The following is a 23950-nucleotide window of genomic DNA, read 5'->3' as shown; positions in this document are numbered from 1 at the left end:
GGTGCTGGTTTATGATTATTCCACCGTAGCTCAGTGGTAGAGCAATCGGCTGTTAACCGATTGGTCGCAGGTTCGAATCCTGCCGGTGGAGCCATGCTTCCATAGCTCAGTCGGTAGAGCACTTCCATGGTAAGGAAGAGGTCGCCGGTTCAAGTCCGGCTGGAAGCTCTCTTTCAAACGTTGATATGATGCGGTTTCCGAATCATCCGGGAACCGCATTCTTTTATATCGCTAGTTGCAGAGAACACGGGTTGATATTTCCAGGTTGCCAGAAAAAAAATTGTAGACTACACTGGAATTACTACAACATTTTAGTGCTTTATATTATAACACTGCATATAGCATGCCGGTAAAAATGGTGTCTATACAGACTTAATAGGGAATCTGGTGAAAGTCCAGAACTGTCCCCGCAACTGTAAGTGTGGACGACATAAGGATATCCACTGTTGAAAAACGGGAAGGCCTTATGGAGGAAGAAGCACGAGTCAGGAGACCTGCCATTTTTATAGCGTATGATCTTCTTCGGGAGTTGGGAAGATATACGAGGGATACATAAATGGAAAAAGTGCTGGCTAGCTTTCTTTTTTTGTCCTTATGCATCTTGATCCCTGCCACTCCTTTGTGGCAGGGTTTTTATTTTCATTCCTCTTTTTCCCTAAAACTCTTCGAAACATGTGTAGTGTTGTTCTCCTTAAAATGTTGTAGGAATAGCTTTTACCTGGAAAAGGAGGAAATCATGAATATGAAGTTATCGACAGACGTCTCACGTACAAAAATTACAAAACTTGTCTTGCCACCGGATACGAACCATTTAGGAACCATATTTGGCGGAAAAGTGTTAGCCTATATCGATGAAATTGCTGCGATCGCCGCGATGAAACACAGTAAACAAGTTGTTGTTACTGCATCGATCGATACGGTCTCCTTTCATTCGTCCGCTAAAGTCGGAGATATTTTGACACTAGAAGCCACGGTTATTTCGACTGGAAAAACATCGATGGAAGTGTATGTAAAAGTTGAGTGTGAACATTTAGAGACAGGTGAGAAGAGTTTGACGACAACCTCTCTCTTAACGATGGTCGCTATCAATGATGAGGGTATACCAGTTCCTGTCCCGGAAGTCATACCCAAAACGGAAGAAGAACAGCAGTTATCCGAACAAGCTAAAAAAAGAAGAGAAGAACGAAAAAAAGATCATATGGCGTAAATGGGGTGCAGAAAAAAATTGAGATGAAGCCTCTTGAGACGAAGGGAAAACGTTTAATAATGTAATATAAATGAGGCTAATGGAATTGTCGGAAAAGTCAATCATCAAATTTTCGACAAGGCGGTATTCCATACCATGGAAACCGCTTTTTTTTATTGATTTATCAACATTTTTTGAAATCAGCCTCTCAGAAATGTTAGAAATCTGCTTATTTCCGTAAAGGGGTGAACATGTTGATATGTTTACCATGCCAGAGTAGACCATCCCAGCGAAACCACCATTAAGAACGACTAAAAGGGGTGTCGGTTATAGGGAGTGACAGTTACGGGTTTCTTGAAAATATATTAACCAAAGTTAATAGATTTAAAGAATAGCAGTTGTTATATTTGGGAAGTAGAATGCCAAAAAATGACAGATTCATCCAAATCCTGCATTTCAGTATGAAAACATGATGTCTCAAATAAAGGAGGATAGAATGATGTTTCAAAAACACAAAAAAGAGGCAAAAAAGTTCTTTGTCATGATCGGCAAATATCTTTTGATCACTTTTCTCATACTCGGAAATCTGTTATCTGGCTTCCCTTTTGTACCGGAGCAGGCAACAGCCCAACCGGGGAATCCGGGAAACAAGATCATTCCTAAAATCATTGATGCGGATATTTATCATACGGTTGGGATCAAAAGTGATGGAAGCGGCACCGCCGTTGGTCGTAGCGACCGCGGGCAACTGAATGTCGGACAGTGGACAGACCTGGTTGAAGTTGCAGCTGGGCTCACACATACAGTGGGCTTGAAAAGCGATGGGACTGTCGTCGCGACCGGAAATAACGGTGATGGTCAAACGGAAGTAGGAGACTGGACCGATATTGTGCAGGTGGACGCTGGCTCTTACCATACAGTAGGTCTGAAAAGTGATGGGACTGTTGTGGCTGTCGGACAAAACGTTTTTGGTCAAATTGATGTGGATGACTGGACAGATATCGTGCAAATATCAGCCGGGAATTATCATACGGTGGGCTTGAAAAGTGATGGAACGGTCGTCGCCGTTGGAAATGATGAATATGATGACCCATATGATATCCCAATTGACGTGGATGACTGGACAGATATTGTCCAAATTGAAGCAGGGGCCGAGCATACGATCGGTTTGAAAAGTGATGGAACGGTCGTTAGAGCTGGCTATCATGAGTATATCTATCAAGTGAATGGCTGGACCGATATTGTGCAGATCGCCGCAGGAAAACGACATACAGTCGGGTTAAAAAGTGATGGAACGGTTCTGAGAACAGAAGTTGCATTTGAAGATCTGGGAGATGTGTCCTGGTGGTCCGATATCGTGAGGATTCGTGCCGGATATGATAATACCATCGGTGTCAGAAATGATGGAAAGATTTTTGTTGCCTACCACACCGGGACAGACAGTTACGGCAGAAGCAATATCACCAATTGGACAGTGAAGACCTTTGTCCCCAAATCTCCGCCAGATATCATTACACCTGGAGTACAGGAAGTAGGATCACAAGTAACACTTAGCTGGTCTGATGTGGAGGATTGGGGATACGGTGAGGACACCCGAGAATATCATTTACAATTGTACGACGGATCGTCCTGGAGGGACCTTGCCCGAAATCTGACCTCCACATCATGGACAGGGAATTTGCCGGGAGATGTCCATACATCAAAGGCCAGGGTGCGTGTTCAGGCAGAAACAGAGTATGGGGCTTCGGCCTATACGAAATCGGACACGTTTCGAATCGGTCCCCCTGTCCCGCCTTATGATCTGGTCTATCCCACAGTATCAAATGAAGAAAAAGTAATCATCGAGGGGAAGGCCGAAGAAGATGTTACTGTAGAAATTGATAATGGAGATATCACAGTAAATGGAACACCAGATGAAAACGGGAATTTTGCAATCGAAGTTCCGCTTCGTACGAATCAGGAAAACACACTAATCTTGAAAGCAGCCGTGAACGGGTTCGAGAGTGATCCTGTATCAATTACGGTTACACATGATGATATACCTCCAGCACCACCAGCCATTGATGTAGAAAAAGAAGGCTGGACAAACGATGATCACGTAACGGTAACCATTGAAGAAGGAACAGATCACGAAAGTGGAATAGAGCGGACGGAATATCGTCTGGATGAGGGAGAATGGCAAACGTATAGTGATCCGTTTACGGTGGATTCAGAAGGAGAGACACTAGTAACGGCAAGGTCTGTGGATGTTGCCGGGAACCAGAGTGATGAAACGATACAGATGATTCAAATCGACCGAACACCACCAACAGCTCCAACGATCAACCTGAGTCCAGAAGGATGGACGAATGAAGAACAGGTGACCGTCACAATAGAAGATGGCACAGAAGATTTAAGCGGAGTGTCGCATACCGAATATCGCATAGGCGAAGGGGACTGGGAAGTGTATGAAGGTCCGTTTACAGTTGACGAAGAGGGCGAGACAACCATTACAGCACGAACCATAGACGAGGTTGGACATGTGGGTGCTGAAACAGAAAAGACGGTTCAAATTGACTGGACACCGCCAGCAGCTCCAACGATCAACCTGGACCCAGAAGGTTGGACAAATGAAGAACAGGTGACCGTCACGATAGAAGATGGCACGGAAGATTTAAGCGGAGTGTCGCATACCGAATATCGTGTAGGCGAAGGGGACTGGCAAGTATATGAAGGTCCCTTTACAGTTCAAGAAGAAGGCGAGACGACCATTACAGCACGTACCGTAGACAATGTTGGATATGTGGGGGCTGAAGCAGAAAAGACGGTTCAGATAGACTGGATGCAGCCAAAAGCTCCAACGATCAACCTGGACCCAGAAGGATGGACGAATGAAGAACAGGTAACGGTAACGATCGAGGACGGGGTTGTCGGAACGAGCGGTGTTCAGAAAACGATGTTTAAAATAGGCGAAGACGGACAAGAGGAAGAGTACACAGGTTCTTTCACAATTACTGATGAGGGAGAAACAAAGATATACGCCTATACTGTCAACAATGCAGGAGTCAAAGGAGAAATCAAAGAAGTTACCGTTCAGATTAACCGTAACCGACCTAACATCATCCTGAAAGGAGATAATCCTATATCGTTAGAAGTCGGAGATGATTACGTAGATCCAGGCGCTGAAGCTTATGATGATATAGACGGAGATATTACGGATTCCATAGTGATTGATGATCGTCTTGTAGATCCTTTAAGGCTGGGTAACTATGAGGTCATCTATACCGTAACAGACAGTGCCGGAAACATAGCCCAGAAAAAGCGCATAATCAATGTAATGGATACAACCAAACCTGATATAACTCTAAACGGTCCAAATCCTGTTACCGTAGAAGTGGGAGATCATTATGATGATGAAGGAGCAACTGCCTGGGATAATTATGACGGAGATTTGACAGAAGATATAGAAATTGTAAACGAAGTAGATACAGAAAATATTGGCACATACAATGTAACCTACCGTGTGATGGATTCTTCAGGAAATATAGAAACAGCCCAACGCACGGTTCATGTTGTGGACACAACTCCGCCTTCAATTATCCTGAAAGGAGATAATCCGCTCACCATACATTATGGTGAATCATATGAAGAACCGGGTTATGAAGTCGTGGACCGATCAGGTGAACAACTGAATGATCAGGTAGAGGTTTCCGGAGAGCTAGACACTGAAACGATAGGAGAATATACGCTAACCTACAACGTAAAGGACAGCTCTGGTAACAGGGCAAGAGCAGTCACACGCACCGTTCATGTTGTAGATCAGGACCATCCCGAAATCACTCTTCATGAAGGGGACTCTATTAGGCTTGAAGTTGGCCAGGACTATATTGAACCGGGGGCCACTGCATATGATGACTATGATGGTGACCTAACAAACGAGATTGATATCAGCGGGAAGTAGATACGACCGAACCAGGCACTTACACGATCATCTATTCTGTACAGGACAGCTCAAATAACAGGACCACCGCCACACGTACGGTTCATGTAGAGAAAGCAGAAAACATAACGATTTCATCTGTTCCTCTGGCAGTGAAAGTTGGTGAATCCGTTGATCTGGAAGTGATAGCCATGTTTTCAGATGGTCTAAAGAGGGATGTGGCAACTGAAGCAGAGTATAAAATAAGTGACACTGAAGCCCTCGACATCAAAAAGGGGACGATGACTGGTAAGCAAGCCAGCGTACAGCCTGTTACGGTAACTGTTCGGTTTGGAGAATTAAAAAAAGAATTTGTCCTCCGCGTGGTCAACGGCCACCAGAGCGAATGGGGTGAACCAGTGCCGATAAAAGCGAGTGATTTATTCTGGGTGGAAGAAAGCGAAACGTTTATTCAAGCTCCACCTCATTTACCTGAGGGCTCAACTATACAGGTCCTTCCTGCTCATGTCAGTGCACCGGGTTTGCTTCCTGTGGGAGAGCGTTTTGATATTCATTTAGCATTTCCAAATGGCTATGATACGTACACAGGAACATATCATTTAACAATGGGCGTACATGAGGAAGCAGACATTAGCAAAACCGGTATTTATTACTTCAATGAACAAACAGAACGCTGGGAGTATGTAGATGGGTGGGGAACCGCCGAAAATGGCCGGATTCAGATTGAAGTCCCTCACTTCTCCATTTATGGTGTTTTTACGGATAACGATGGTCCATCCAATGTCAGCCTGAAAGAAAAACAAAAAACATCCAATAGTGTTACACTCAGCTTTACCGCTTATGACCCTTCTGCAATCAAAAGCTATGTGATTGAGAGAAATGGAGAAAAAATTGCAGAGATCGACGGAAATGAAACTGAATTCACAGACACACAGCTGTCGCCTGATCAAACGTATCTCTATACACTAAAAGCGATTGACTTATTAGGCAATGAATCAGAAGAAACGACCTTAAGGGTCACCACTGATCCGGTCCAGACTGCATCTGAACAAAATGATGAAGGAACTGCAAAACCTGCAGGTCAGATAACTGATAAAAAAGAATCGAAACTCCCGCAAACGGCTACGTTCATGTACAAATGGATAGCAATAGGAATCGCTTTAATCGCAGCAGGAATGGTTATGATTTTCATCAGGCGACGGAACATACAGCGTGTAGAAAACTAACAGGTTTCATCCAAACAACAAAAAGCGTCTCATATGCCGACCAGTTCGGCATAGAGACGCTTATTTTTATTCGAGGGTTCGCTTCATTTCATCCACGTCGATGACTTCTTTTCTGCCCTGTAGGTCCTCGGGGTCAATGACTCCATCCCCGCCGCAAACCGAACAAGTATAATGCCAGAATTCATCATCCATTAATAATCCAGCCCCTTCACACGCCGGGCATATGTGCTCATCAGCCTCCATGTTACACCCTCCTTTCTGATTCGAAATATTGACCTGGATGGCAAGAGAAGATCCCTCATGACGTAACTGAATTTCGCTGTTTGACCCAGTTAATGACCCCGCCTTTCAGAAGCACGTCAATCTGCCGTTTAGATAATGTATGGCGAACGGGAATTTCTTGATTTTTTTCTTTTAATGTAACGGTAAATTCATTTTTCCTTTGAATCTGTTCATGAATATCCCTGAATTGCAGGACATCATGTTGTTTCAATAACTCATAATCTTCTTCATTTACAAAGGTCAGCGGCAATACCCCGAAGTTCACGAGGTTTTGCCAGTGGATGCGGGCAAAATCTTTGACAATGACTGCACGCAGACCGAGATATCTCGGCGCCAGGGCTGCGTGTTCACGGCTCGATCCCTGTCCGTAATTGTATCCGCCAATAATGGCATGTCCGCCGGTATCCTTCGTGCTCATGGCACGGTCATAATAGGTTTCATCAATAATTTCAAAGGTGAATTTGCTGATTTCCGGCAGGTTGCTCCGGTATGGCAGTACCCGGGCACCTCCAGCCAAAATTTCATCGGTTGAAATATTGTCACCGACTTTTAATAATATCGGAATGTCCATTTCATCTGGCAATGGATCCATGTTCGGGATGGAAGCAATATTTGGACCCTTTTCCAGACGGATATTTTTTGCTTTTTCAAAAGGGAGAGGTTGTTCCAATAACTGTTCATCCCTCGTAGGATTTTCTGGATCTGACACTTCTGGATAACTCATGTCCAGGGTTCGGGGATCCGTTATTTTTCCAGTTAGCGCAGATGCAGCTGCCGTTTCCGGGCTGCATAGAAAGACGCTATCTTCTTTTGTGCCTGAACGACCCGGGAAGTTGCGAGGTGTTGTGCGTAAACTATTCCGTCCGGTTGCAGGTGCCTGTCCCATCCCGATACATCCGTTACAGCCTGCCTGGTGCAATCGGGCTCCGGCCTTCAATAAGGCAGCAATGTGACTATTTTGGACGAGGTCCACCAGGATTTGTCTGGATGATGGGTTGATATCCAGTGAAACCCCGTCAGCTACATGGCGTCCTTTGACCATTTCAGCTGCAATGGCGAAATCCCGATAGCCCGGGTTGGCGGATGAACCAATGTAAGACTGGTATATAGGCTCTCCTGCAATCTCCCGTACGGGGACTACATTTCCCGGGCTGGATGGTTTGGCTATTAGCGGTTCTAACTCAGAAAGATTGATTTCCTCTTCCAGATCGTAGGATGCATCTTTATCTGCTTTCAATTCGATCCAGTCCCCTTCCCGGCCCTGGGAGGTTAAAAAACGCTTCGTTTCTTCATCAGATGGGAAAACCGAGGTGGTTGCACCTAATTCAGCTCCCATATTGGCGATGACATGACGGTCCATGGCGCTTAAGCTGTCGAGGCCAGGCCCATAGTATTCAAGGATTTTTCCAACGCCGCCTTTCACATCATGGCGGCGGAGCAACTCCAATATCACATCCTTCGCACTGACCCAGTCCGGCAGTTCTCCAGTTAGTTTGATGCCCCAGATTTGGGGCATTTTCACATAATAGGGTTCACCGGCAATTGCCATGGCAACATCGATCCCACCCGTTCCGATGGCCAGCATTCCCATGCATCCATTTGCGCAGGTGTGACTGTCCGAACCAAGCAACGTTTTCCCTGGCTTTGCCAGATACTGCATGTGTACCGGGTGACTGACGCCATTGCCCGGACGGCTATAATAGAGTCCAAACTTTTTAGCAGCGCTTTCTAAAAACAAATGATCGTCCGGGTTTTTGCTGTCTTCCTGAATGAGATTGTGATCCACATACTGGCACGAAGCTTCTGTTTTTGCATAATCAAGCCCCATTGATTCCAGTTCAAGCATGACCATCGTCCCTGTGGCATCCTGGGTTAAGGTCTGGTCAATTTTTAGGCCAATTTCTTCTCCGGGTGTCATGTCTCCGGAAAGCAAGTGACTTTTGATTAATTTTTGGGATACATTGAACCCCATGGTCATCCTCCTTTTTTCAAAAAATCAGATGGCATCCTCGGTTTTTAATGTTTCCTATTTATGAAGGTTAGACACGTGGAATTTGCATTTTTCTGCCTGTTTTAGAAGAACGGTATAAACTAGTAACTTAACGTACCGTTATTTTGAACTTCAACCTCTACATCTATGTTGATATCAGCTTCTTTAAAGACCTCCTGCCAGCGGTCCTCCACTTTTTTGAATTCCTTGTAATGCTGTGCCCGGGCCTGCAGTCCAAAGCCAAGTGGGGTCAGTTCATTCTCCCGTAATTTATTTAGAACGCCAGTTAATTTTTCCTCCATCTTTTGCTGGATCAATTTTTCCGTCTTCTCTTTGTCCTTGTAAGTATTGAAAGGCAGGTGGCTTTCAGTGATATTCACATCCATTTTTACCTGAATATCAAAAGAAAAAGAGCCATCTTGGTGAGAAGTTTTCACTTTTCTGTTTAAATCAATGACATCCAGGCTAATGTTTCCGGGTTTCTGCTCACCGCTAGATTCTATGGATAAAGTCAGAGGCACTGGATAATTGATGTCATCTCGCAGAATAAGGATCAGTGAGCTTTCATGTTTATTGAGTGAAAGGACATAACGCCCGTCCTTGTTTAGCAAAGCGATTCCCATTGTTTTCAGATCCCCATCTTTAAATTGAATTTCCGCCATAAATGGTGTTAAAACCTTATCCAGATAGAGTCTGCGGAAAATTTCCAGAGTAGTAGCTACCGTACTTTCATTTTCCCGTGTAGTAGAAACCAGGCGTTTGATATGAGTAGCCAACCTCGGGATATCAGGCGGGTTATAATTCACTAGGTCGGATAAGTCACCGTTATAGCAGACCATATATGCGGTAACCGTGTTTTTGGGATCCCGGTAGAGTGTATCTAACTGTTCATATATGTCTGTGTTTTTTAATAAATCCCTGGTGACAAGAACGACCTGCATCTTCCCGAATACCACGTTTCCGTCTGTTTTGCTGTCAAGCTTTTTTCTCGCTTCCCTTAATGTAGATGCTTCAACGGTGAACGTTCGGGTTTTTTTCTCGGCTTCCTCTTTAAAAACTGGGCTGGTCTGAAGCACGCGATAACGCTCCTCTTCTCCCGTACCAATTCCCAGCATAAGGGCAATCGTAGTTTTTTCTAGATACAACTGCCCCCCGCACCCATTTAAAAATAAGAAACTGAGTATAAACAATACAGTAAGCTTTTTCATTTCCTTTTCCTCACTTTATGAATAATGTAAACCACCACTAACAATACGACCGGAAAAATATACGAAATTCCAATTGCCGAATTTCCCCAAAATGTTATCAATTGTTCCAACTGTTTTTCGGCAGGGCTGTAGAAGAAGGAAATGATCACCATAAAACTGAACAGCACAATGGTTGGTATTTTATGTTCCTGCTTACCGAAAAGTTTAGCGAGTGAAACCGCAGCAATATAGAAATACGGAATCCCAGTCGTAGATAACGTAAGTAGATAAAAAGATAGGAAAAGAATTTCAAGACGTTCTATAAAAGGAAGTTCGATCACTTTTAATAAATTCAGCGTCGGCCATTTATAACTCGTGATTTCGTAAGGACTAAAAAAGATAAAGCAGAGAAACAGAATAAACAAATAAAACCCTAAAGTCAGGGAATTCGCGATCAATACTCCCTTGATTGCAAAGGTTTTGTCCTGTAAATAGGGATACAGCATAAACGTAATCTCAAAGCCGATAAACGATAGGACAACCGTGTGTGTGGCCTGCAGTATCGGAATCCAGCCATCCTTAATAATCGGCAACAGATAAGAAGGATAGATGTTTTCAAATAAAAAGAAGCTAAAGACAAACATCCACAGCGTTAAAAAAAACACGACTTCAGCGTACCTGCCAAGCACACGGACACTATGTCTTGCCACTAAATACCCCGGGAAGGAAAATAAAATGGATAGCCCATATAGCGGCATATGGGGCAAAATCCAAATTTGAATCAAAAAAATAGACGTATAAAACACGAGCCCCGCTGCAAATAAGGCATATAGTAACCAGCCAATAATAAATAGGCCGCCGATGTATTTCCCGAACAGTTTTGGGAAGACATCAATAATTGTAGAATCGGGATAGTAGCTCATGACTTTTACAATTACAATACTGGCCACTGCCGTTAGTGCCCAGCCAATAATGACAGATATCCATCCCGATGTATCTGCAACTTCGGCCACGTCTGCGGGAAGCGTTAAAATGCCGATTCCGATTTGAGCTCCTGTGATTAAGACGACAAATTGAAAATTGGTAATTTCACTAAAGGCATACGGTCGTTGCATTATTTTCCACCCTTGGATGGCTGACGCCTCTTGTCATTGGCACGGGTTTGTGTTGGCCTTGTTTTCATGGATCCCATCGGAAGGCGCAGGACAAAGTCTTTCCAGTCTTTTAGCCTCGTTGGCGCCAGCGGATTTAAATATGGAGTACCCAGCGTTTCTAGTGAGACCAAATGAGCAATAACAATCATCAGACCGGCGACGACCCCAATCAGGCCATAAAAAGCAGCGAGAATCATAATTGGGAAGCGGAATAGCCGAATCCCATTGGACATGTCCTGGCTGGGCAAAATAAAGGAAGATATCGCCGTAAGCGCTACGACAATGACCATGATATTGCTGACAATCCCAGCCTCAACCGCTGCCTGTCCGATTACAATACCGCCCACAATTCCTACGGTCTGGCTGATCGGGGACGGAAGCCTTAAACCGGCTTCCCGCAGGATTTCAATAACCACTTCCATAAATAGTGCCTCCAACAATGGCGGGACAGGAACCCGCTCCCTTGATTCACCAATGGAAATCGTGAGATCAAGAGGGAGCAGTTCATAGTGGTATGAGATCGTTGCAATATAAATTGACGGGAGAAATATCGATGTAAAAAAAGATACATAGCGCAAAAAACGAATAAAGGATGCCGGGAGCCAGCGGATGCTATAATCATCGACCGACTGCAAAAAGGAAGCAAAACTGTAGGGCCCTACCAGAACTCCGGGGCTATGGTCTAAAAAAAGAGCGATTCTTCCCTGATAAACAGCAGCAGCAGTCGTATCCGGCCGTTCCGTGATCAGAAACTGAGGAAACAGTGTAAAGGTCTTATCGTCGATAAAATCCTGAATTTCTCCAGTGTTAATAATCGAATCGATTTCTATTCTTTTTAGACGTTTCATCATTTCCTTCACTAAATCTTCATCAGCGATATCTTCTATAAAAACGAGTGATGCTTTTGTCTGGCTCCGTTCTCCAAGATGAAAGTCAATCATTTTTAATTTAGGGTCGGGCACATACCTGCGAAACATTCCTATATTCGTCTTAATATTTTCAATAAAGCCCTGGTGGGAACCCCTGATCGTGGATTCTGCCTGCGGTTCTTGAATATCCCGTTCTTTCCAGCCAGGGGTCCCTAATATTAGACATTCATCACCATGTTCTTTGAACAGGACAGATTTTCCCCGTCTCAGTGAAGTGGAAATGGTTTCAAAATCCCTGGTGATCCGAACATTGCTTACATATGTCAGAGAATACATATCCTCAATTGATAGTTGTTTTTTCGATTCCAGAATTGGTTTGATAATCAATTCACTTACGTCTTTTGAATCAACCAGTCCTGTAATATATCCAAGCAAAAATTGATTGTGGTCTGTTGTGATTTCCCTTATACAAAAGTCAGAAACATCCTTAAAAGATTCCTGCAATTTCTGGTATAAATTTCGGTTGATCCGTCTCTCTTTGCCGAAGAATTTCATAGGTATTCATCCTTGCTATTAGGAGTCATCTTACGTTTAGTATTAAAAATTAAGTGATAAATATTCTTCCTCAAAAAGATGTTTCTAATGTAAAGGGAAATTTAGCAGCCAGATCCTTTGAACTGAATCTTTAACACACCATTTAAGAATGAAAGATTGATCAGCGTGATTTCAGTTCAACATCAGAGAAGGTTTCGGATAGTTTTGGGAAGGAAGGGAATTTATATGAAGTCACAGGCTTTTAGCAAGATTTGTTTAAGTGGAAAAGTTCGAAAATTAAAACATCAAAATAACCCTTTACAAAGCAGGAATATCCTTATATAATATATTTCGTCAGCTTGGACAGAGTATGAATTAGATCGGTGTGGCCCGTTGGTCAAGTGGTTAAGACACCGCCCTTTCACGGCGGTAACACGGGTTCGAATCCCGTACGGGTCACCATGGAGGATTAGCTCAGCTGGGAGAGCACTTGCCTTACAAGCAAGGGGTCGGTGGTTCGAGCCCGCCATCCTCCACCATCTGCCGGCCTAGCTCAATTTGGCAGAGCAACTGACTTGTAATCAGTAGGTTGGGGGTTCAAGTCCCTCGGCCGGCACCATCTTCAAATTAATGTGTGCATCTATCAAGTGATGGCCAGACTTGATTTTACTATATCTCTCTCAAGGGAGGGGTAGCGAAGTGGCTAAACGCGGCGGACTGTAAATCCGCTCCCTCCGGGTTCGCAGGTTCGAATCCTGCCCCCTCCACCATTTGACGTTGGGGTATAGCCAAGCGGTAAGGCAACGGGTTTTGGTCCCGTGATGCGTAGGTTCGAATCCTACTACCCCAGCCATTTTTTTGTTTGATTCTTTCATAAAATGTTATCATGGATATAGGAGCCATTAGCTCAGTTGGTAGAGCATCTGACTTTTAATCAGAGGGTCGGAGGTTCGAATCCTCCATGGCTCATTGATTTGCGGGTGTGGCGGAACTGGCAGACGCGCTAGATTCAGGGTCTAGTGCCCTTTTATGGGCGTGGGGGTTCAAATCCCTTCACCCGCATTTAACGCCTATGCGGAAGTAGTTCAGTGGTAGAACACCACCTTGCCAAGGTGGGGGTCGCGGGTTCGAATCCCGTCTTCCGCTCCATATTTAGGGGCCTTAGCTCAGCTGGGAGAGCGCCTGCTTTGCACGCAGGAGGTCAGCGGTTCGATCCCGCTAGGCTCCACCATGTCTGATGCATAATACGTGGACTGTCTCCGAGATTTCGAAGACAGTCTTTTTTTGTTAAGCCAAAATGAAAACGAAAATGGTTGCCAGAGAGCATGATGAAGAGAACAACAAGGAAACCAGGCACCTGGCATTGTCATACTGGATTCACCTGACGATGGGGGCATATCCGTCTGCTCCAGAAGGTGACAATCCCTGATACACTTTGAGAACGGAGAATGATATCAATCGAGTACGGTCCTTTCCTGATTTCTTGATTCAGAAGGATAAAACATTTACAGATTCCCCTTCCTGTTCTTATCATATTGCTTGAAAACCACCTGATTACAATATGCTCCTTTTGAAGTCGTATATATATGCACAAAAATGTTGAGTTGAACCAGGCCCCTTTTTCTTCCTACAATGATGGGTAGATGAAGAAGGAGGATGTAAAGATGAAAAAGGACATTTCATTAATCGGTGTCCCTATGGATCTGGGACAGAACCGCAGAGGGGTAGACATGGGGCCAAGCGCCATGAGATATGCTGGAGTCGTTGAGCGGCTGGAAGCCCTTCACTATGAACTGGATGATTTAGGAGATATCGACATTTCCAGACCGGATCGTTATCGCAAAGATGACGGTACAAACCTGCGCAATCTACTGGAAGTAGCTGAGGCAAATGCAAAACTTGCAGAAGTGGTGGACGAGGTAGTTCGGGAAGATAAATTTCCCCTTGTATTAGGAGGGGATCACAGCATCGCGATCGGAACGCTGGCAGGCGTAGCAAAGCATTACCAAAATTTAGGCGTCATCTGGTATGATGCCCACGCCGATTTAAATACAGGAGAAACTTCTCCATCCGGGAATATACACGGGATGCCGCTGGCGGTAAGTCTTGGTATCGGCCATGAGAAGCTAACGGGAATTGGAGGATATGAGCCTAAAATTCGCCCTGAAAACATTGTCATTATCGGTGCTCGCTCTCTGGATGAAGGAGAGAAGAAGCTGATCAGGGAAAAGGGGATTAAAATTTATACCATGCACGAAATCGACAGACTGGGAATGTCAACTGTCATGGAGGAGACCATCCATTACTTACAGAAACAGACAGATGGGGTACACTTAAGCCTTGATTTAGATGGTCTCGACCCTCATGATGCTCCGGGCGTAGGAACCCCGGTCATTGGCGGATTGAGCTATCGGGAAAGCCATTTAGCTATGGAAATGCTGGCTGAAGCTAACATCGTTACATCTGCAGAATTTGTGGAAGTTAACCCCATCTTAGATGAAAAAAATAAAACGGCTTCGATTGCAGTTGGATTAATGGGTTCCCTGTTTGGCGAAAAGTTGTTATAATTTTACATGAATCGATGGTATGAAACAGCAGCTTATGTCAAAACATAGGTTGCTGTTCCTTTTTTGTTTTTGCCATCCTAACCATTATATTCATGCTTGAAAAGTGCTTTCATGGTTCCTGGATCTGACTTCATTTAGAATGAAACAGCAGGAAAAACGGACCTGGAACTTATGATGATGGAAGACTTTCTCTCAAATGGCCACCAGGAAAACTTAAAATTTTAAAAAAATGAAACCCGATCTGTGTGTCAAACGTATGGTTAATAACCGCAGATCCAGCGGAGGTACATGAAGATGGACGCAATAATCAAGCAAAAAATTCAACAAGTAAAAAAAGGTGACCAATCAGCTTTCGAAGAGATTGTCAGTTTCTATCAGAACAAAGTATTCCAGATCTGCTACCGAATGCTTGGCAACTCCCATGAAGCTGAAGATGCTGCACAGGAAACCTTTGTTCGAGCATATATGAATATCCACTCCTTTGATGAAAAAAGGAAATTCTCTACCTGGCTGTATCGGATTGCGACGAATCTTTCCATCGATCGTATCCGTAAAAAGAAGCCAGATTGCTTTCTCGATGCGGAAATCAAGGGATCAGACGGATTAACGATGTATTCCCAAATGTCCACGGATCAGCGATTGCCGGAAGAAGAAGTGGAGAGCATGGAACTGCAGGATTATATCCAGAAACAGATTCTTTCTCTTCCTCCAAAATATCGATCGGTTATTGTTCTTCGATATGTTGATGAATTATCGCTGCAGGAAATAAGTGAAGTGCTGGATATGCCGATTGGAACCGTTAAGACGAGGATACATCGTGGCCGGGAAGCTCTGCGTAAAAAGCTTCGGGACCTGTAAAGGGAGTGATAACCGTGAAATGTCCGAAAGAAATCGTCAAACTCATGCATAAATATCTTGATCACGAGATTTCAAAAAAAGAAGAGGTTGCGCTAAAGGAACATCTCACAACATGTGAAAATTGTCAGAAGCATTTTCATGAATTAAAGCGAACCGAAGCGATGCTGCAAAACACAACCCATTTACATCTATCAGAACAATTCACCAAAAACGTCATGGCCAATTTACCTAGAGAGAAGAAACGAATCGGCTTTGAACGCTGGTTAAAGTCTCATCCTTTTTTTACAGCAGCAGCAATATTCTTTTTCCTCATGTTTACAAGTGCAGTAACCATGTGGAACCAGGATGAGGAGCTCAGAGTTTCCATTAAAGAAAACATCGTCATTCAGGATAACACTGTTATCGTACCGGAAGGGGAAGTTATTGAAGGGGATCTGGTTGTGCAAAATGGCGATTTAAAAATTGAAGGGAAAGTAAAGGGAGATGTCATTTTAATCAATGGCGAATTATTAAATGGGCAAATGAGCGACTCCAGTAAGTATTTAGCTTCCGCAGGGGAAGTGACAGGCGATATTGAACAGGTCAATCAGGTCTTTGAATGGATCTGGTATAAGATCAAACATGGTGTTAAACAGGTTATTCCTTTTTAAGTAACGAATAAAAAACCGCTGATCGAACAGCGGTTTTTGTATGAAGGAATCCGATATCATTCATATATTTCTAAAACAAAGCCGGAGAACAAACTTGCAGTATGTTCACGCGCAAATGAAGCGGATTCTTTTTATCGGGCTTTACAGGAATAAATTTATAAAAATGGTTCCCCATGATTAGGTGTTGAAGAACAAAAAGGGTACACGTCCGTGACGGACGAGATGACGAAAAAAGTGATGTAGAGATGTTGCCAAAATGTCCGTCTCAAACAGATCGGTCAGTGCAAGCGGTTTGATGTTTGTTATCAAGTACACCTGAACTTATGTTGACCATGAAATGTGATATAATGTAAATGTTAATCGCGTTTGTCATAAAAGATAAGAATTCGACATAGAAGGAAGTGTGGGTCTTGCTTGATGGGGGATTCGATTTTGTCCAATATTTGCGTATGATCATAGATATAGCCCTTGTCTGGTTTGTACTTTATAAATTGATCATGCTTATCCGAGGAACCAAGGCTGTTCAGCTGCTAAAAGGGATTCTTGTTGTGTTGGGAATCTGGTTTTTAAGCAGTGTCTTTGAACTGAAAACCGTACAATGGCTCATGTATCAGGCGATTACATGGGGATTCCTCGGGATTATTATCCTGTTTCAGCCTGAGTTGAGACGTGCCCTTGAACAGCTTGGGCGGGGTAGTTTTTTTGCCCGTAATACGTATTCTGAACAAAAGGAAACCCGGGAGTCCATTGACGCGATTCTGAAAGCATGTAATTATATGGCTAAACGGCGAATTGGTGCCCTCATTACCATTGAAAGGGAAACAGGAATGGGCGATTATGTGGAAACGGGGATCCCGATCCACGGGAAATTGACGAGTGAACTGTTAACGAATATTTTTGTGCCTAACACTCCACTTCATGATGGAGCTGTGATTATTAAACATAATGAAATTATAGCAGCTGCGTGCTACCTGCCCCTGTCAGAAAGTCCATTTATATCCAAGGAATTAGGTACACGTCACAGAGCCGCTCTGGGGATCAGTGAAGTGACAGACGCATTGACGATTGTCGTTTCTGAGGAGACCGGTCAAATTTCCTGTACAAAAAATGGGGAAATGCAGCGTAACCTGAGCGAGGAATCATTAAAGGAAATCCTGCAAAAAGAATGGAATATATCCGAAAAAACCCCTGCGATGAAAACATGGAACTGGAGGGGACAGAAAAATGGATAGATGGCTAAAAAGTCCCTGGTTTATCAGAGGTCTTTCTTTGCTGTTTGCTTTGTTATTGTATACATCCGTCAGTCTGGATGAGGAAAATACCTCCCGTCCTGATGGTACGATATTCCCTTCAGGTTCAAATGATGTAGGAACATTGAACAATGTTCCCCTGCAGGTTATGATCGATGAGGAGAAATATGTTGTGGAAGGTGTTCCCCAGTATGTCAATGTCACAATGGAAGGCCCTACGAGTGTAGTAACTCCGGCAGTACGCCAGCGAAATTTTGATGTGTTTGTGGATCTGATGGAACTGGAGCCCGGCGAACATACCGTACCGGTGAAATACCGGGGGATATCGAATAAATTAAGGGTTTATATTGAGCCAGAAGAGGTCCGGGTAAAAATTGAAGAACGCCTGACCGAAGAATTTGCGGTAGATGTGGAGATCTTAAATCAAAATGAACTGGATGACGGGGTTATTCTCGGGGATCCTGTCATCACTCCGGGAACGGTAGAAATTACGGGCTCTCATACAGAAGTGAATAAAGTTACCATGGTGAAAGCCATTGTAGATGTCAAAGACGTGAATGAACAAATTCGGATAGATAATGCCCCGGTAAAAGTGTATGATGAACAGGGTAACGAACTCAATGTGTTTGTGTATCCGTCAACCGTGCAGGTGGTGATTCCTGTTGACAGCACCACCAGGGAAGTTCCGGTTACCTTTGAGACCATCAATGAGCTTCCGGAGGGTTTAAGTCTTGAATCTATTAAGCTGGAACCAGAAACAGTCACATTATTTGGTACGGAACAGGTCTTGCAAAATATTGAAAATGTAGGTAATCTAGAGGTTGATTTGAGTGAAATTTCGGAAGATGAAACCATTGAGTTTACGATTACCTTGCCAGGAGGGGTTATTAAAGCCGAACCAGGCACTGTTAAAGTCACGGTGGATGTCGAAGAGACCCGGCAACGAACCTTTGAAAATATGGAAATTCAAGCTATAAATGTACCAGAAGGAAGAGAGGTCACCTTCCTTGAGCCAGAAGATGGAGAAATGGAAATAACAGTATCTGGAACAGAAAATCAAATTGAACAGATTGAACCTGAAGACTTTGAAGTGACCATTGATTTAGCCAATTATATTGAAGGTGAATTTTCTGTTCCCATTTCGGTTCAGGGACCTGAACACATTGATTACACATTGAATGTGGAAAATGCACGTATACGTCTGGAATAAATAGAATATAGGGAACAAGAACGAAGGAGCGATTTCACATGGGAAAGTACTTCGGAACGGACGGTGTCAGAGGAGTTGCCAACAGGGATTTGACACCTGAATTAGCTTTTAAGATCGGACGTTATGGCGGTTATGTGCTGACCAAAAACAAAGAAGAACGTCCGAAAGTATTGATTGGCCGTGACACCCGAATTTCCGGTCATATGCTGGAAGGCGCCCTCACAGCAGGTCTGCTTTCCATCGGTGCAGAAGTCATGCGCCTGGGTGTCATTTCAACCCCGGGTGTAGCATATTTGACGAAAGCGCTCGGCGCCGATGCCGGAGTTATGATTTCAGCTTCGCATAACCCGGTAGAAGACAACGGAATCAAGTTTTTTGGCCCGGACGGATTTAAATTAACCGATGAACAGGAACAGGAAATTGAAAAACTGTTGGATCAAAAAGAAGATCAACTGCCCCGTCCGGCCGGAAAAGATGTTGGGGTTGTCAATGATTATTTTGAAGGCGTACAAAAATATATGCAGTACTTAAAACAGACCATTGACTATGATTTTGAGGGAATGCATATTGCCATTGACTGCGCCAACGGATCAACCAGTTCCATGGCTCCTCACCTTTTTGCAGACCTGGAAGCGGAGATTTCCACCATTGGTACTTCTCCGGACGGTTTAAACATTAATGACGGAGTCGGGTCAACGAGTCCTGAGGCACTTCGGGAACTTGTCAAAGAGGAAGGGGCCGATCTCGGACTGGCTTTTGACGGAGATGGAGATCGTTTGATTGCCATTGACGAAAAAGGAGAAATCGTTGACGGTGATCAAATCATGTATATTTGCGGAAAATATATGAAGGAAAAAGGACGTCTGAATCAGGATACCATTGTATCCACCGTGATGAGCAACCTCGGTTTTTACAAAGCCCTTGAAGAACAGGGAATCAACAGTGTCCAGACAGTTGTAGGGGACCGTTATGTCATGGAAGAGATGCGGAAAAACGAATATAACCTGGGCGGAGAACAGTCCGGACACATCATCTTTCTGGATTACAATACAACTGGTGACGGCATGCTGACTGCCCTCCAGCTTGTGAACGTGTTAAAAGATACCGGGAAGCCATTATCCGAACTGGCAGCCGAAATGCCAAAATATCCTCAGGTATTGAAAAATGTAAACGTCATCGATAAAAACCAGGTGTATACCAATCAGCGGATTACAGAAGCCATTGAAAAGGTGGAAGAAGAACTCGGTGATCATGGGCGTGTGCTTGTAAGGCCATCCGGCACAGAACCTTTAGTCCGGGTCATGATAGAAGCCCCGACAAAAGAAGAGTGTGACGTTCACGCTGATCAGCTCGTCGCTGTCATTCAGGAACAATTGGGCATGAAAACAGACTAAAATGATGCGCAGACAGCACTTCGAAAGCTGTCTGCGCATATTTTATACATATAGAAGCTTATCATTGTCATCTTTTTTAAACAAATTGTCATGTTTCCCGTATTGACCGCGTTTTAGCATATCGGCTAAAATAGTAGATGTTCCTTATTTTTTTACAATCATGGAAAATGATTTCAAGGAACCCTTTATTCAAAAGCAGAAAGGAGGATCGGGAGACAACTGAATCAAAGCGCCAGGACTATTTCCCGTGGACGAGAAAGGGGAAATAGTTGACGAGGAGGAGGTTCATCGAAGGATCGGCGGGTACCTCCCGGTTGCCCGGCATCTCAGCCGTCATGTTTTAGACTGAAAACAAAGAGGCGACTCTTTGCACAAAGGTCTGAAACCAGATGCCCAAATAGAAAAAATCACGGGAAAGGGGCAAACAAATGCCCCTTGCAGAATACGGTCGTTTGTTTGCCCCTTCGAGATGAGGGAGGAAACATACGATATGTGCGGAATTGTTGGATATATCGGACAGAACGATACGAAAGAAATTTTATTAAAAGGGTTAGAGAAATTAGAATATCGCGGATATGATTCAGCAGGGATTGCTGTCCAGAATGAAGACGGTGTCCATACTTTTAAAGTGAAAGGCCGTATTGCAGCTCTGCGTCAGGCTGTGGATGAAAACGTTTATGCGCCCATGGGAATCGGTCATACCAGATGGGCCACACACGGAGCGCCGAGTGAAGAAAATGCCCATCCCCACCAGAGTGCGTCTGGCCGGTTTTCACTGGTGCATAACGGTGTCATTGAAAACTATAACGAACTGCGCGAGGAATATCTGCAGGATGTTCCGCTGAAAAGTGATACCGATACAGAAATCATTGTGCAGCTCATCGAGAAGCTTCATGAAAAACACAAGGATGTCACCGAAGCTTTTCGCCAGACGGTTCGTCTATTAAAGGGGTCATACGCTGTAGCGGTCATGGATCGGGATAACCCGGATGTCATCCTGGTGGCTAAAAACAAAAGTCCGCTGTTAGTCGGTCTTGGCGACGGATTCAATGTGGTGGCCAGTGACTCCATGGCGATGCTGCAGGTTACGAATCGGTTTGTGGAACTGCTGGATCAAGAAATTGTGATTGTGAAGCGGAATGCCATCCGTATACAAAAGCTGGATGGCACGCCTGTGGAGCGGGAACATTTTATTGCCGAAATCGACGCCGATGATATTGAAAAAGGCACTTACCCGCACTTTATGCTTAAAGAAATTGACGAACAGCCTTTTGTCATTCGCAAAATCATTCAGGAATATCAGGGCGACAACGATGACATTAAGCTAGAATCCGATATTCGCCAGGCTATGCTCGATGCCGACCGGGTTTACATCATCGCCTGCGGAACCAGCTATCACGCAGGACTCGTCGGCAAACAGATGATTGAAAAGCTGGCGAAGATCCCGGTAGAAGTCCATGTGGCCAGCGAATTTTCCTATAACATGCCGTTACTGTCTGAAAAACCTTTGTTTATTTTTATTTCCCAGAGCGGGGAAACCGCTGACAGCCGGGCTGTACTCGTGCAGGTGAAAGAAATGGGATACCCTGCTTTAACGATTACAAATGTGCCCGGATCAACCCTTTCTCGTGAAGCGGACTATACCCTGCATCTGCATGCAGGACCGGAAATCGCAGTAGCATCCACGAAAGCCTATACCGCCCAGATGGCCGTGCTGGCTATTCTGGCCGTAGATACAGCCCGGGCCAAAGGCTATGAGCTCGACTTTGACCCGATGAAAGAACTCGCCATCGTGGCCAATGCCATAGAAGCACTGTGCGATCAAAAAGACGTGATGGAAGGAATCGCAAAAGATTACCTCTCCACCACCCGCAATTGCTTCTTCATCGGCCGGGGAATCGACTACTATGTAGGTCTGGAAGGAGCCCTGAAACTGAAAGAGATCTCCTATATTCAGACCGAAGGATTTCCGGGGGGTGAGCTCAAGCACGGAACCATCGCCCTGATTGAAGAAGGTACGCCAGTGATCGCCCTGGCTACCCAGGAAAACGTCAACTACCCGATTCGCAGCAACGTACAGGAAGTCGTATCCCGGGGCGCTAACGCCTGCATCATCAGCATGAAGGGACTGGATCAGACGGACGACACCCTCGTGGTGCCAGAAGTCCATGATCTCCTTACCCCGCTGGTGTCGGTGATCCCACTGCAGCTCATCGCATATTATGCTGCCCTGCACCGCGACTGCGACGTGGATAAACCACGGAATCTGGCGAAGTCGGTTACGGTGGAGTAAGGAATAAGACAGTGAAAAAATAGAAGTAATTTCATCATTGCGTGCTTGGGAAAGACTGAAGAAACAACTCAAGCACGCAATTTTTATTATATTTAATATTCGTATTGGCATTTTCCGATAAAATTCCACAAAATCTAGTTTTCAACAAACAATTTATAACGCATTTTACATGGCTATACGCTGTCCGAACCGTTAAAGAATCTTTTGAATCGATATACCGTAATGTTTATTTACAGGCAGTACAAACAGGAAAAAGTTTAAGTAAAGGCCACCCCCTAATCATGAATTTACCCGATATAGGACCGTTAAATTTTCAATACAGGGGAAAGAAAGTCGGAAAAGATGTTTTGATTTATGAGATATTAGGGCTGGAGGGTATATCTGTTGATGTTACTCGAATTGATTATACACATCGGTCTTTTAAAAAATTAAAAGGGTTAGCAAACCTAGAAAGAAATTAATCAGCAAAACATCGAAAGAAGAAACATTTGAAGTTGAAAGAGAAGAACTTCAGAATACTAAACAAGATACTAACCAACCAGTGAATGAACACGACATGACCCGAATGAAATTTGATTATATGCCTGCCATCCGTCGTTTAAATCAAGGGGAAAGACAAGTTAATTCAGGAGACACTTATATGGTGAAAAAAGGACGTGGTGGTTCACATGTTAGACAGGGAAGTGTTAATGAAACAGTACTAGGTGGAAAACTTCAACCTTTGGAATTTAATACCTTAGAATTAGCACACGATCTAAAAGGACATGGACTGGATGACTTTTTGAGAATGATTAAGTATTTGAAAACAAAATATCAAAATCTTAAGATATCTATTAGTATTATTTATCTACCTTTAGGCAGAAAGTTTTCCTGGTTGCCAGATGGAAGGCGAAGAGTTTGTGCAGTGGTTAAAGTTATGCAAAGTGGGAGAATTCCACTCTATATTCTTGAAGTAGGACGACCGGATAATAAGCCTCTATCTACTCTGTTATTAAAAATACAGGGCACAACTGATAGGCACGAAAAATAATTCAATTTGTAGTAAAGGGGTTAGTTTACAATAGCGGAAATTGGAATAGAAGACAGTTAGAAAAGTTAAATCACTTAAAAATTAAACATACGAACCAAACAATTTATAGGTGGGCAAAGAGACTAATATAGGTACTCACTAATCTTTAGTTAATTTGCTTTATTTGATGATCCGCAGTAATGCCAATATATCTTTTTTGTTTTTTCAACTATAAACTTTAAAATAAAGTAAAAAATCACTATGTTTAACAAAATGCTGGTTCTCCGCAACAAAATGTGCTTGATTCTTCCTCTATCGTATGATTGCTTTCAAATGCTAGGCTGGTTGCTGACATTCCATGCGAATACGCAT

The 23950-nt window shown here is 43.8% G+C and carries 17 protein-coding genes, 11 tRNA genes, 2 pseudogenes and 1 riboswitch; of the genes and pseudogenes, 25 read left to right on the top strand and 5 right to left on the bottom strand.

All coding sequences use genetic code 11. The features are described from left to right. Positions 1–19: 19 nt before the first annotated feature. The 6 genes and pseudogenes from EDD68_RS14565 (at position 20) to EDD68_RS14545 (ending at position 6331) form a co-directional block, all read left to right on the top strand. A tRNA-Asn gene (locus EDD68_RS14565) sits at positions 20–94 on the top strand. 1 nt (position 95) lies between these two features. Beyond that, positions 96–168, top strand: a tRNA-Thr gene (locus EDD68_RS14560). A 171-nt stretch (positions 169–339) separates the two neighbouring features. Then, positions 340–516: riboswitch (cobalamin riboswitch) on the top strand. A gap of 220 nt (positions 517–736) precedes the next feature. Further along, a complete protein-coding gene (locus EDD68_RS14555; protein WP_132373134.1) occupies positions 737–1207 on the top strand; it encodes an acyl-CoA thioesterase in 471 nt (156 codons plus the stop codon). A 646-nt stretch (positions 1208–1853) separates the two neighbouring features. Next, positions 1854–2270, top strand: a pseudogene (locus EDD68_RS15730) (RCC1 domain-containing protein); the annotation flags it as partial. Between the two features lie 27 nt (positions 2271–2297). Then, positions 2298–5155, top strand: a pseudogene (locus EDD68_RS14550) (immunoglobulin-like domain-containing protein); the annotation flags it as partial. Positions 5156–5257: 102 nt separating this feature from the next. Further along, on the top strand, positions 5258–6331 hold the full coding sequence (locus EDD68_RS14545; RefSeq protein WP_132373130.1) for a fibronectin type III domain-containing protein: 1074 nt from the start codon (positions 5258–5260) through the stop codon (positions 6329–6331). Positions 6332–6397: 66 nt separating this feature from the next. Here the strand turns inward: EDD68_RS14545 and EDD68_RS15375 are convergent, their stop codons facing one another. The 5 genes from EDD68_RS15375 to EDD68_RS14525 form a co-directional block, all read right to left on the bottom strand. After that, positions 6398–6574 (bottom strand): hypothetical protein, encoded by a 177-nt coding sequence (locus EDD68_RS15375; RefSeq protein ID WP_165902205.1) that lies wholly within the window; start codon positions 6572–6574, stop codon positions 6398–6400. Between the two features lie 55 nt (positions 6575–6629). Next, a complete protein-coding gene (locus EDD68_RS14540; protein WP_132373128.1) occupies positions 6630–8585 on the bottom strand; it encodes an aconitate hydratase in 1956 nt (651 codons plus the stop codon). A 119-nt stretch (positions 8586–8704) separates the two neighbouring features. After that, on the bottom strand, positions 8705–9811 hold the full coding sequence (locus EDD68_RS14535) for a Ger(x)C family spore germination protein (protein ID WP_132373126.1): 1107 nt from the start codon (positions 9809–9811) through the stop codon (positions 8705–8707). Beyond that, positions 9808–10905, bottom strand: coding sequence for a GerAB/ArcD/ProY family transporter (locus tag EDD68_RS14530; protein ID WP_132373124.1), 1098 nt, complete (start codon positions 10903–10905; stop codon positions 9808–9810). The genes EDD68_RS14535 and EDD68_RS14530 overlap by 4 nt, the downstream gene beginning before the upstream one ends. Continuing rightward, entirely contained in the window at positions 10905–12368 is a 1464-nt protein-coding gene (locus tag EDD68_RS14525; protein ID WP_132373122.1) for a spore germination protein, read from the bottom strand. Before EDD68_RS14525 ends, EDD68_RS14530 begins: the two co-directional genes overlap by 1 nt. Before the next feature lie 366 nt (positions 12369–12734). On the opposite strand from EDD68_RS14525, the gene EDD68_RS14520 reads away from it, so the two are divergent. The 19 genes from EDD68_RS14520 (at position 12735) to EDD68_RS14435 (ending at position 23599) form a co-directional block, all read left to right on the top strand. After that, positions 12735–12809, top strand: a tRNA-Glu gene (locus tag EDD68_RS14520). Between the two features lies 1 nt (position 12810). After that, positions 12811–12886: transfer RNA gene (locus EDD68_RS14515), tRNA-Val, on the top strand. A gap of 3 nt (positions 12887–12889) precedes the next feature. After that, positions 12890–12966 (top strand) — tRNA-Thr (locus EDD68_RS14510). Between the two features lie 66 nt (positions 12967–13032). Further along, a tRNA-Tyr gene (locus EDD68_RS14505) sits at positions 13033–13117 on the top strand. A gap of 8 nt (positions 13118–13125) precedes the next feature. Next, a tRNA-Gln gene (locus EDD68_RS14500) sits at positions 13126–13200 on the top strand. Between the two features lie 43 nt (positions 13201–13243). Continuing rightward, positions 13244–13316 (top strand) — tRNA-Lys (locus tag EDD68_RS14495). Positions 13317–13323: 7 nt separating this feature from the next. Then, positions 13324–13409: transfer RNA gene (locus tag EDD68_RS14490), tRNA-Leu, on the top strand. 12 nt (positions 13410–13421) lie between these two features. After that, positions 13422–13496: transfer RNA gene (locus tag EDD68_RS14485), tRNA-Gly, on the top strand. Between the two features lie 6 nt (positions 13497–13502). Next, positions 13503–13578, top strand: a tRNA-Ala gene (locus tag EDD68_RS14480). A 66-nt stretch (positions 13579–13644) separates the two neighbouring features. Next, entirely contained in the window at positions 13645–13776 is a 132-nt protein-coding gene (locus tag EDD68_RS15635; protein ID WP_279388279.1) for a hypothetical protein, read from the top strand. 235 nt (positions 13777–14011) lie between these two features. Beyond that, positions 14012–14914 (top strand): arginase, encoded by a 903-nt coding sequence (gene rocF, locus EDD68_RS14475; RefSeq protein ID WP_132373120.1) that lies wholly within the window; start codon positions 14012–14014, stop codon positions 14912–14914. A gap of 294 nt (positions 14915–15208) precedes the next feature. Next, on the top strand, positions 15209–15772 hold the full coding sequence (sigW, locus tag EDD68_RS14470; protein ID WP_132373118.1) for an RNA polymerase sigma factor SigW: 564 nt from the start codon (positions 15209–15211) through the stop codon (positions 15770–15772). Positions 15773–15786: 14 nt separating this feature from the next. Then, positions 15787–16422, top strand: coding sequence for a zf-HC2 domain-containing protein (locus tag EDD68_RS14465; protein ID WP_132373116.1), 636 nt, complete (start codon positions 15787–15789; stop codon positions 16420–16422). A gap of 410 nt (positions 16423–16832) precedes the next feature. Further along, positions 16833–17654, top strand: a complete 822-nt coding sequence (gene cdaA, locus EDD68_RS14460) for a diadenylate cyclase CdaA (RefSeq protein WP_132373114.1) — start codon at positions 16833–16835, stop codon at positions 17652–17654. Beyond that, positions 17647–18882, top strand: coding sequence for a CdaR family protein (locus EDD68_RS14455; RefSeq protein ID WP_132373112.1), 1236 nt, complete (start codon positions 17647–17649; stop codon positions 18880–18882). Before cdaA ends, EDD68_RS14455 begins: the two co-directional genes overlap by 8 nt. A gap of 38 nt (positions 18883–18920) precedes the next feature. Continuing rightward, positions 18921–20276, top strand: a complete 1356-nt coding sequence (glmM, locus tag EDD68_RS14450; protein WP_132373110.1) for a phosphoglucosamine mutase — start codon at positions 18921–18923, stop codon at positions 20274–20276. Positions 20277–20766: 490 nt separating this feature from the next. Then, the gene (glmS, locus tag EDD68_RS14445; protein ID WP_132373108.1) at positions 20767–22569 is read left to right on the top strand and encodes a glutamine--fructose-6-phosphate transaminase (isomerizing); all 1803 of its coding nucleotides are present in this window, start codon (positions 20767–20769) and stop codon (positions 22567–22569) included. 281 nt (positions 22570–22850) lie between these two features. Further along, entirely contained in the window at positions 22851–23030 is a 180-nt protein-coding gene (locus EDD68_RS14440) for a hypothetical protein (protein ID WP_132373106.1), read from the top strand. Positions 23031–23125: 95 nt separating this feature from the next. Beyond that, positions 23126–23599, top strand: a complete 474-nt coding sequence (locus tag EDD68_RS14435; protein ID WP_165902204.1) for a Tn7-like element transposition protein TnsE — start codon at positions 23126–23128, stop codon at positions 23597–23599. Positions 23600–23950: the final 351 nt, after the last annotated feature.

The sequence above is a fragment of the Melghiribacillus thermohalophilus genome, from assembly GCF_004342905.1.
Classification (GTDB): domain Bacteria; phylum Bacillota; class Bacilli; order Bacillales; family Alkalibacillaceae; genus Melghiribacillus; species Melghiribacillus thermohalophilus.
Note: the sequence above shows the minus strand (reverse complement) of the source record. Positions and strands in the feature narration are given on the sequence as shown.

Bases quoted from the DNA above. Each gene is read 5' to 3' on its own strand.
- EDD68_RS14435 (WP_165902204.1), top strand. From the start codon at position 23,126: ATGACCCGAATGAAATTTGATTATATGCCTGCCATCCGTCGTTTAAAT.
- EDD68_RS14440 (WP_132373106.1), top strand. From the start codon at position 22,851: ATGAATTTACCCGATATAGGACCGTTAAATTTTCAATACAGGGGAAAG.
- glmM (WP_132373110.1), top strand. From the start codon at position 18,921: ATGGGAAAGTACTTCGGAACGGACGGTGTCAGAGGAGTTGCCAACAGG.
- EDD68_RS15635 (WP_279388279.1), top strand. From the start codon at position 13,645: ATGAAAACGAAAATGGTTGCCAGAGAGCATGATGAAGAGAACAACAAG.
- rocF (WP_132373120.1), top strand. From the start codon at position 14,012: ATGAAAAAGGACATTTCATTAATCGGTGTCCCTATGGATCTGGGACAG.
- glmS (WP_132373108.1), top strand. From the start codon at position 20,767: ATGTGCGGAATTGTTGGATATATCGGACAGAACGATACGAAAGAAATT.
- EDD68_RS14530 (WP_132373124.1), bottom strand. From the start codon at position 10,905: ATGCAACGACCGTATGCCTTTAGTGAAATTACCAATTTTCAATTTGTC.
- EDD68_RS14535 (WP_132373126.1), bottom strand. From the start codon at position 9,811: ATGAAAAAGCTTACTGTATTGTTTATACTCAGTTTCTTATTTTTAAAT.
- EDD68_RS15375 (WP_165902205.1), bottom strand. From the start codon at position 6,574: ATGGAGGCTGATGAGCACATATGCCCGGCGTGTGAAGGGGCTGGATTA.
- EDD68_RS14455 (WP_132373112.1), top strand. From the start codon at position 17,647: ATGGATAGATGGCTAAAAAGTCCCTGGTTTATCAGAGGTCTTTCTTTG.
- EDD68_RS14540 (WP_132373128.1), bottom strand. From the start codon at position 8,585: ATGGGGTTCAATGTATCCCAAAAATTAATCAAAAGTCACTTGCTTTCC.
- EDD68_RS14555 (WP_132373134.1), top strand. From the start codon at position 737: ATGAATATGAAGTTATCGACAGACGTCTCACGTACAAAAATTACAAAA.
- EDD68_RS14525 (WP_132373122.1), bottom strand. From the start codon at position 12,368: ATGAAATTCTTCGGCAAAGAGAGACGGATCAACCGAAATTTATACCAG.
- sigW (WP_132373118.1), top strand. From the start codon at position 15,209: ATGGACGCAATAATCAAGCAAAAAATTCAACAAGTAAAAAAAGGTGAC.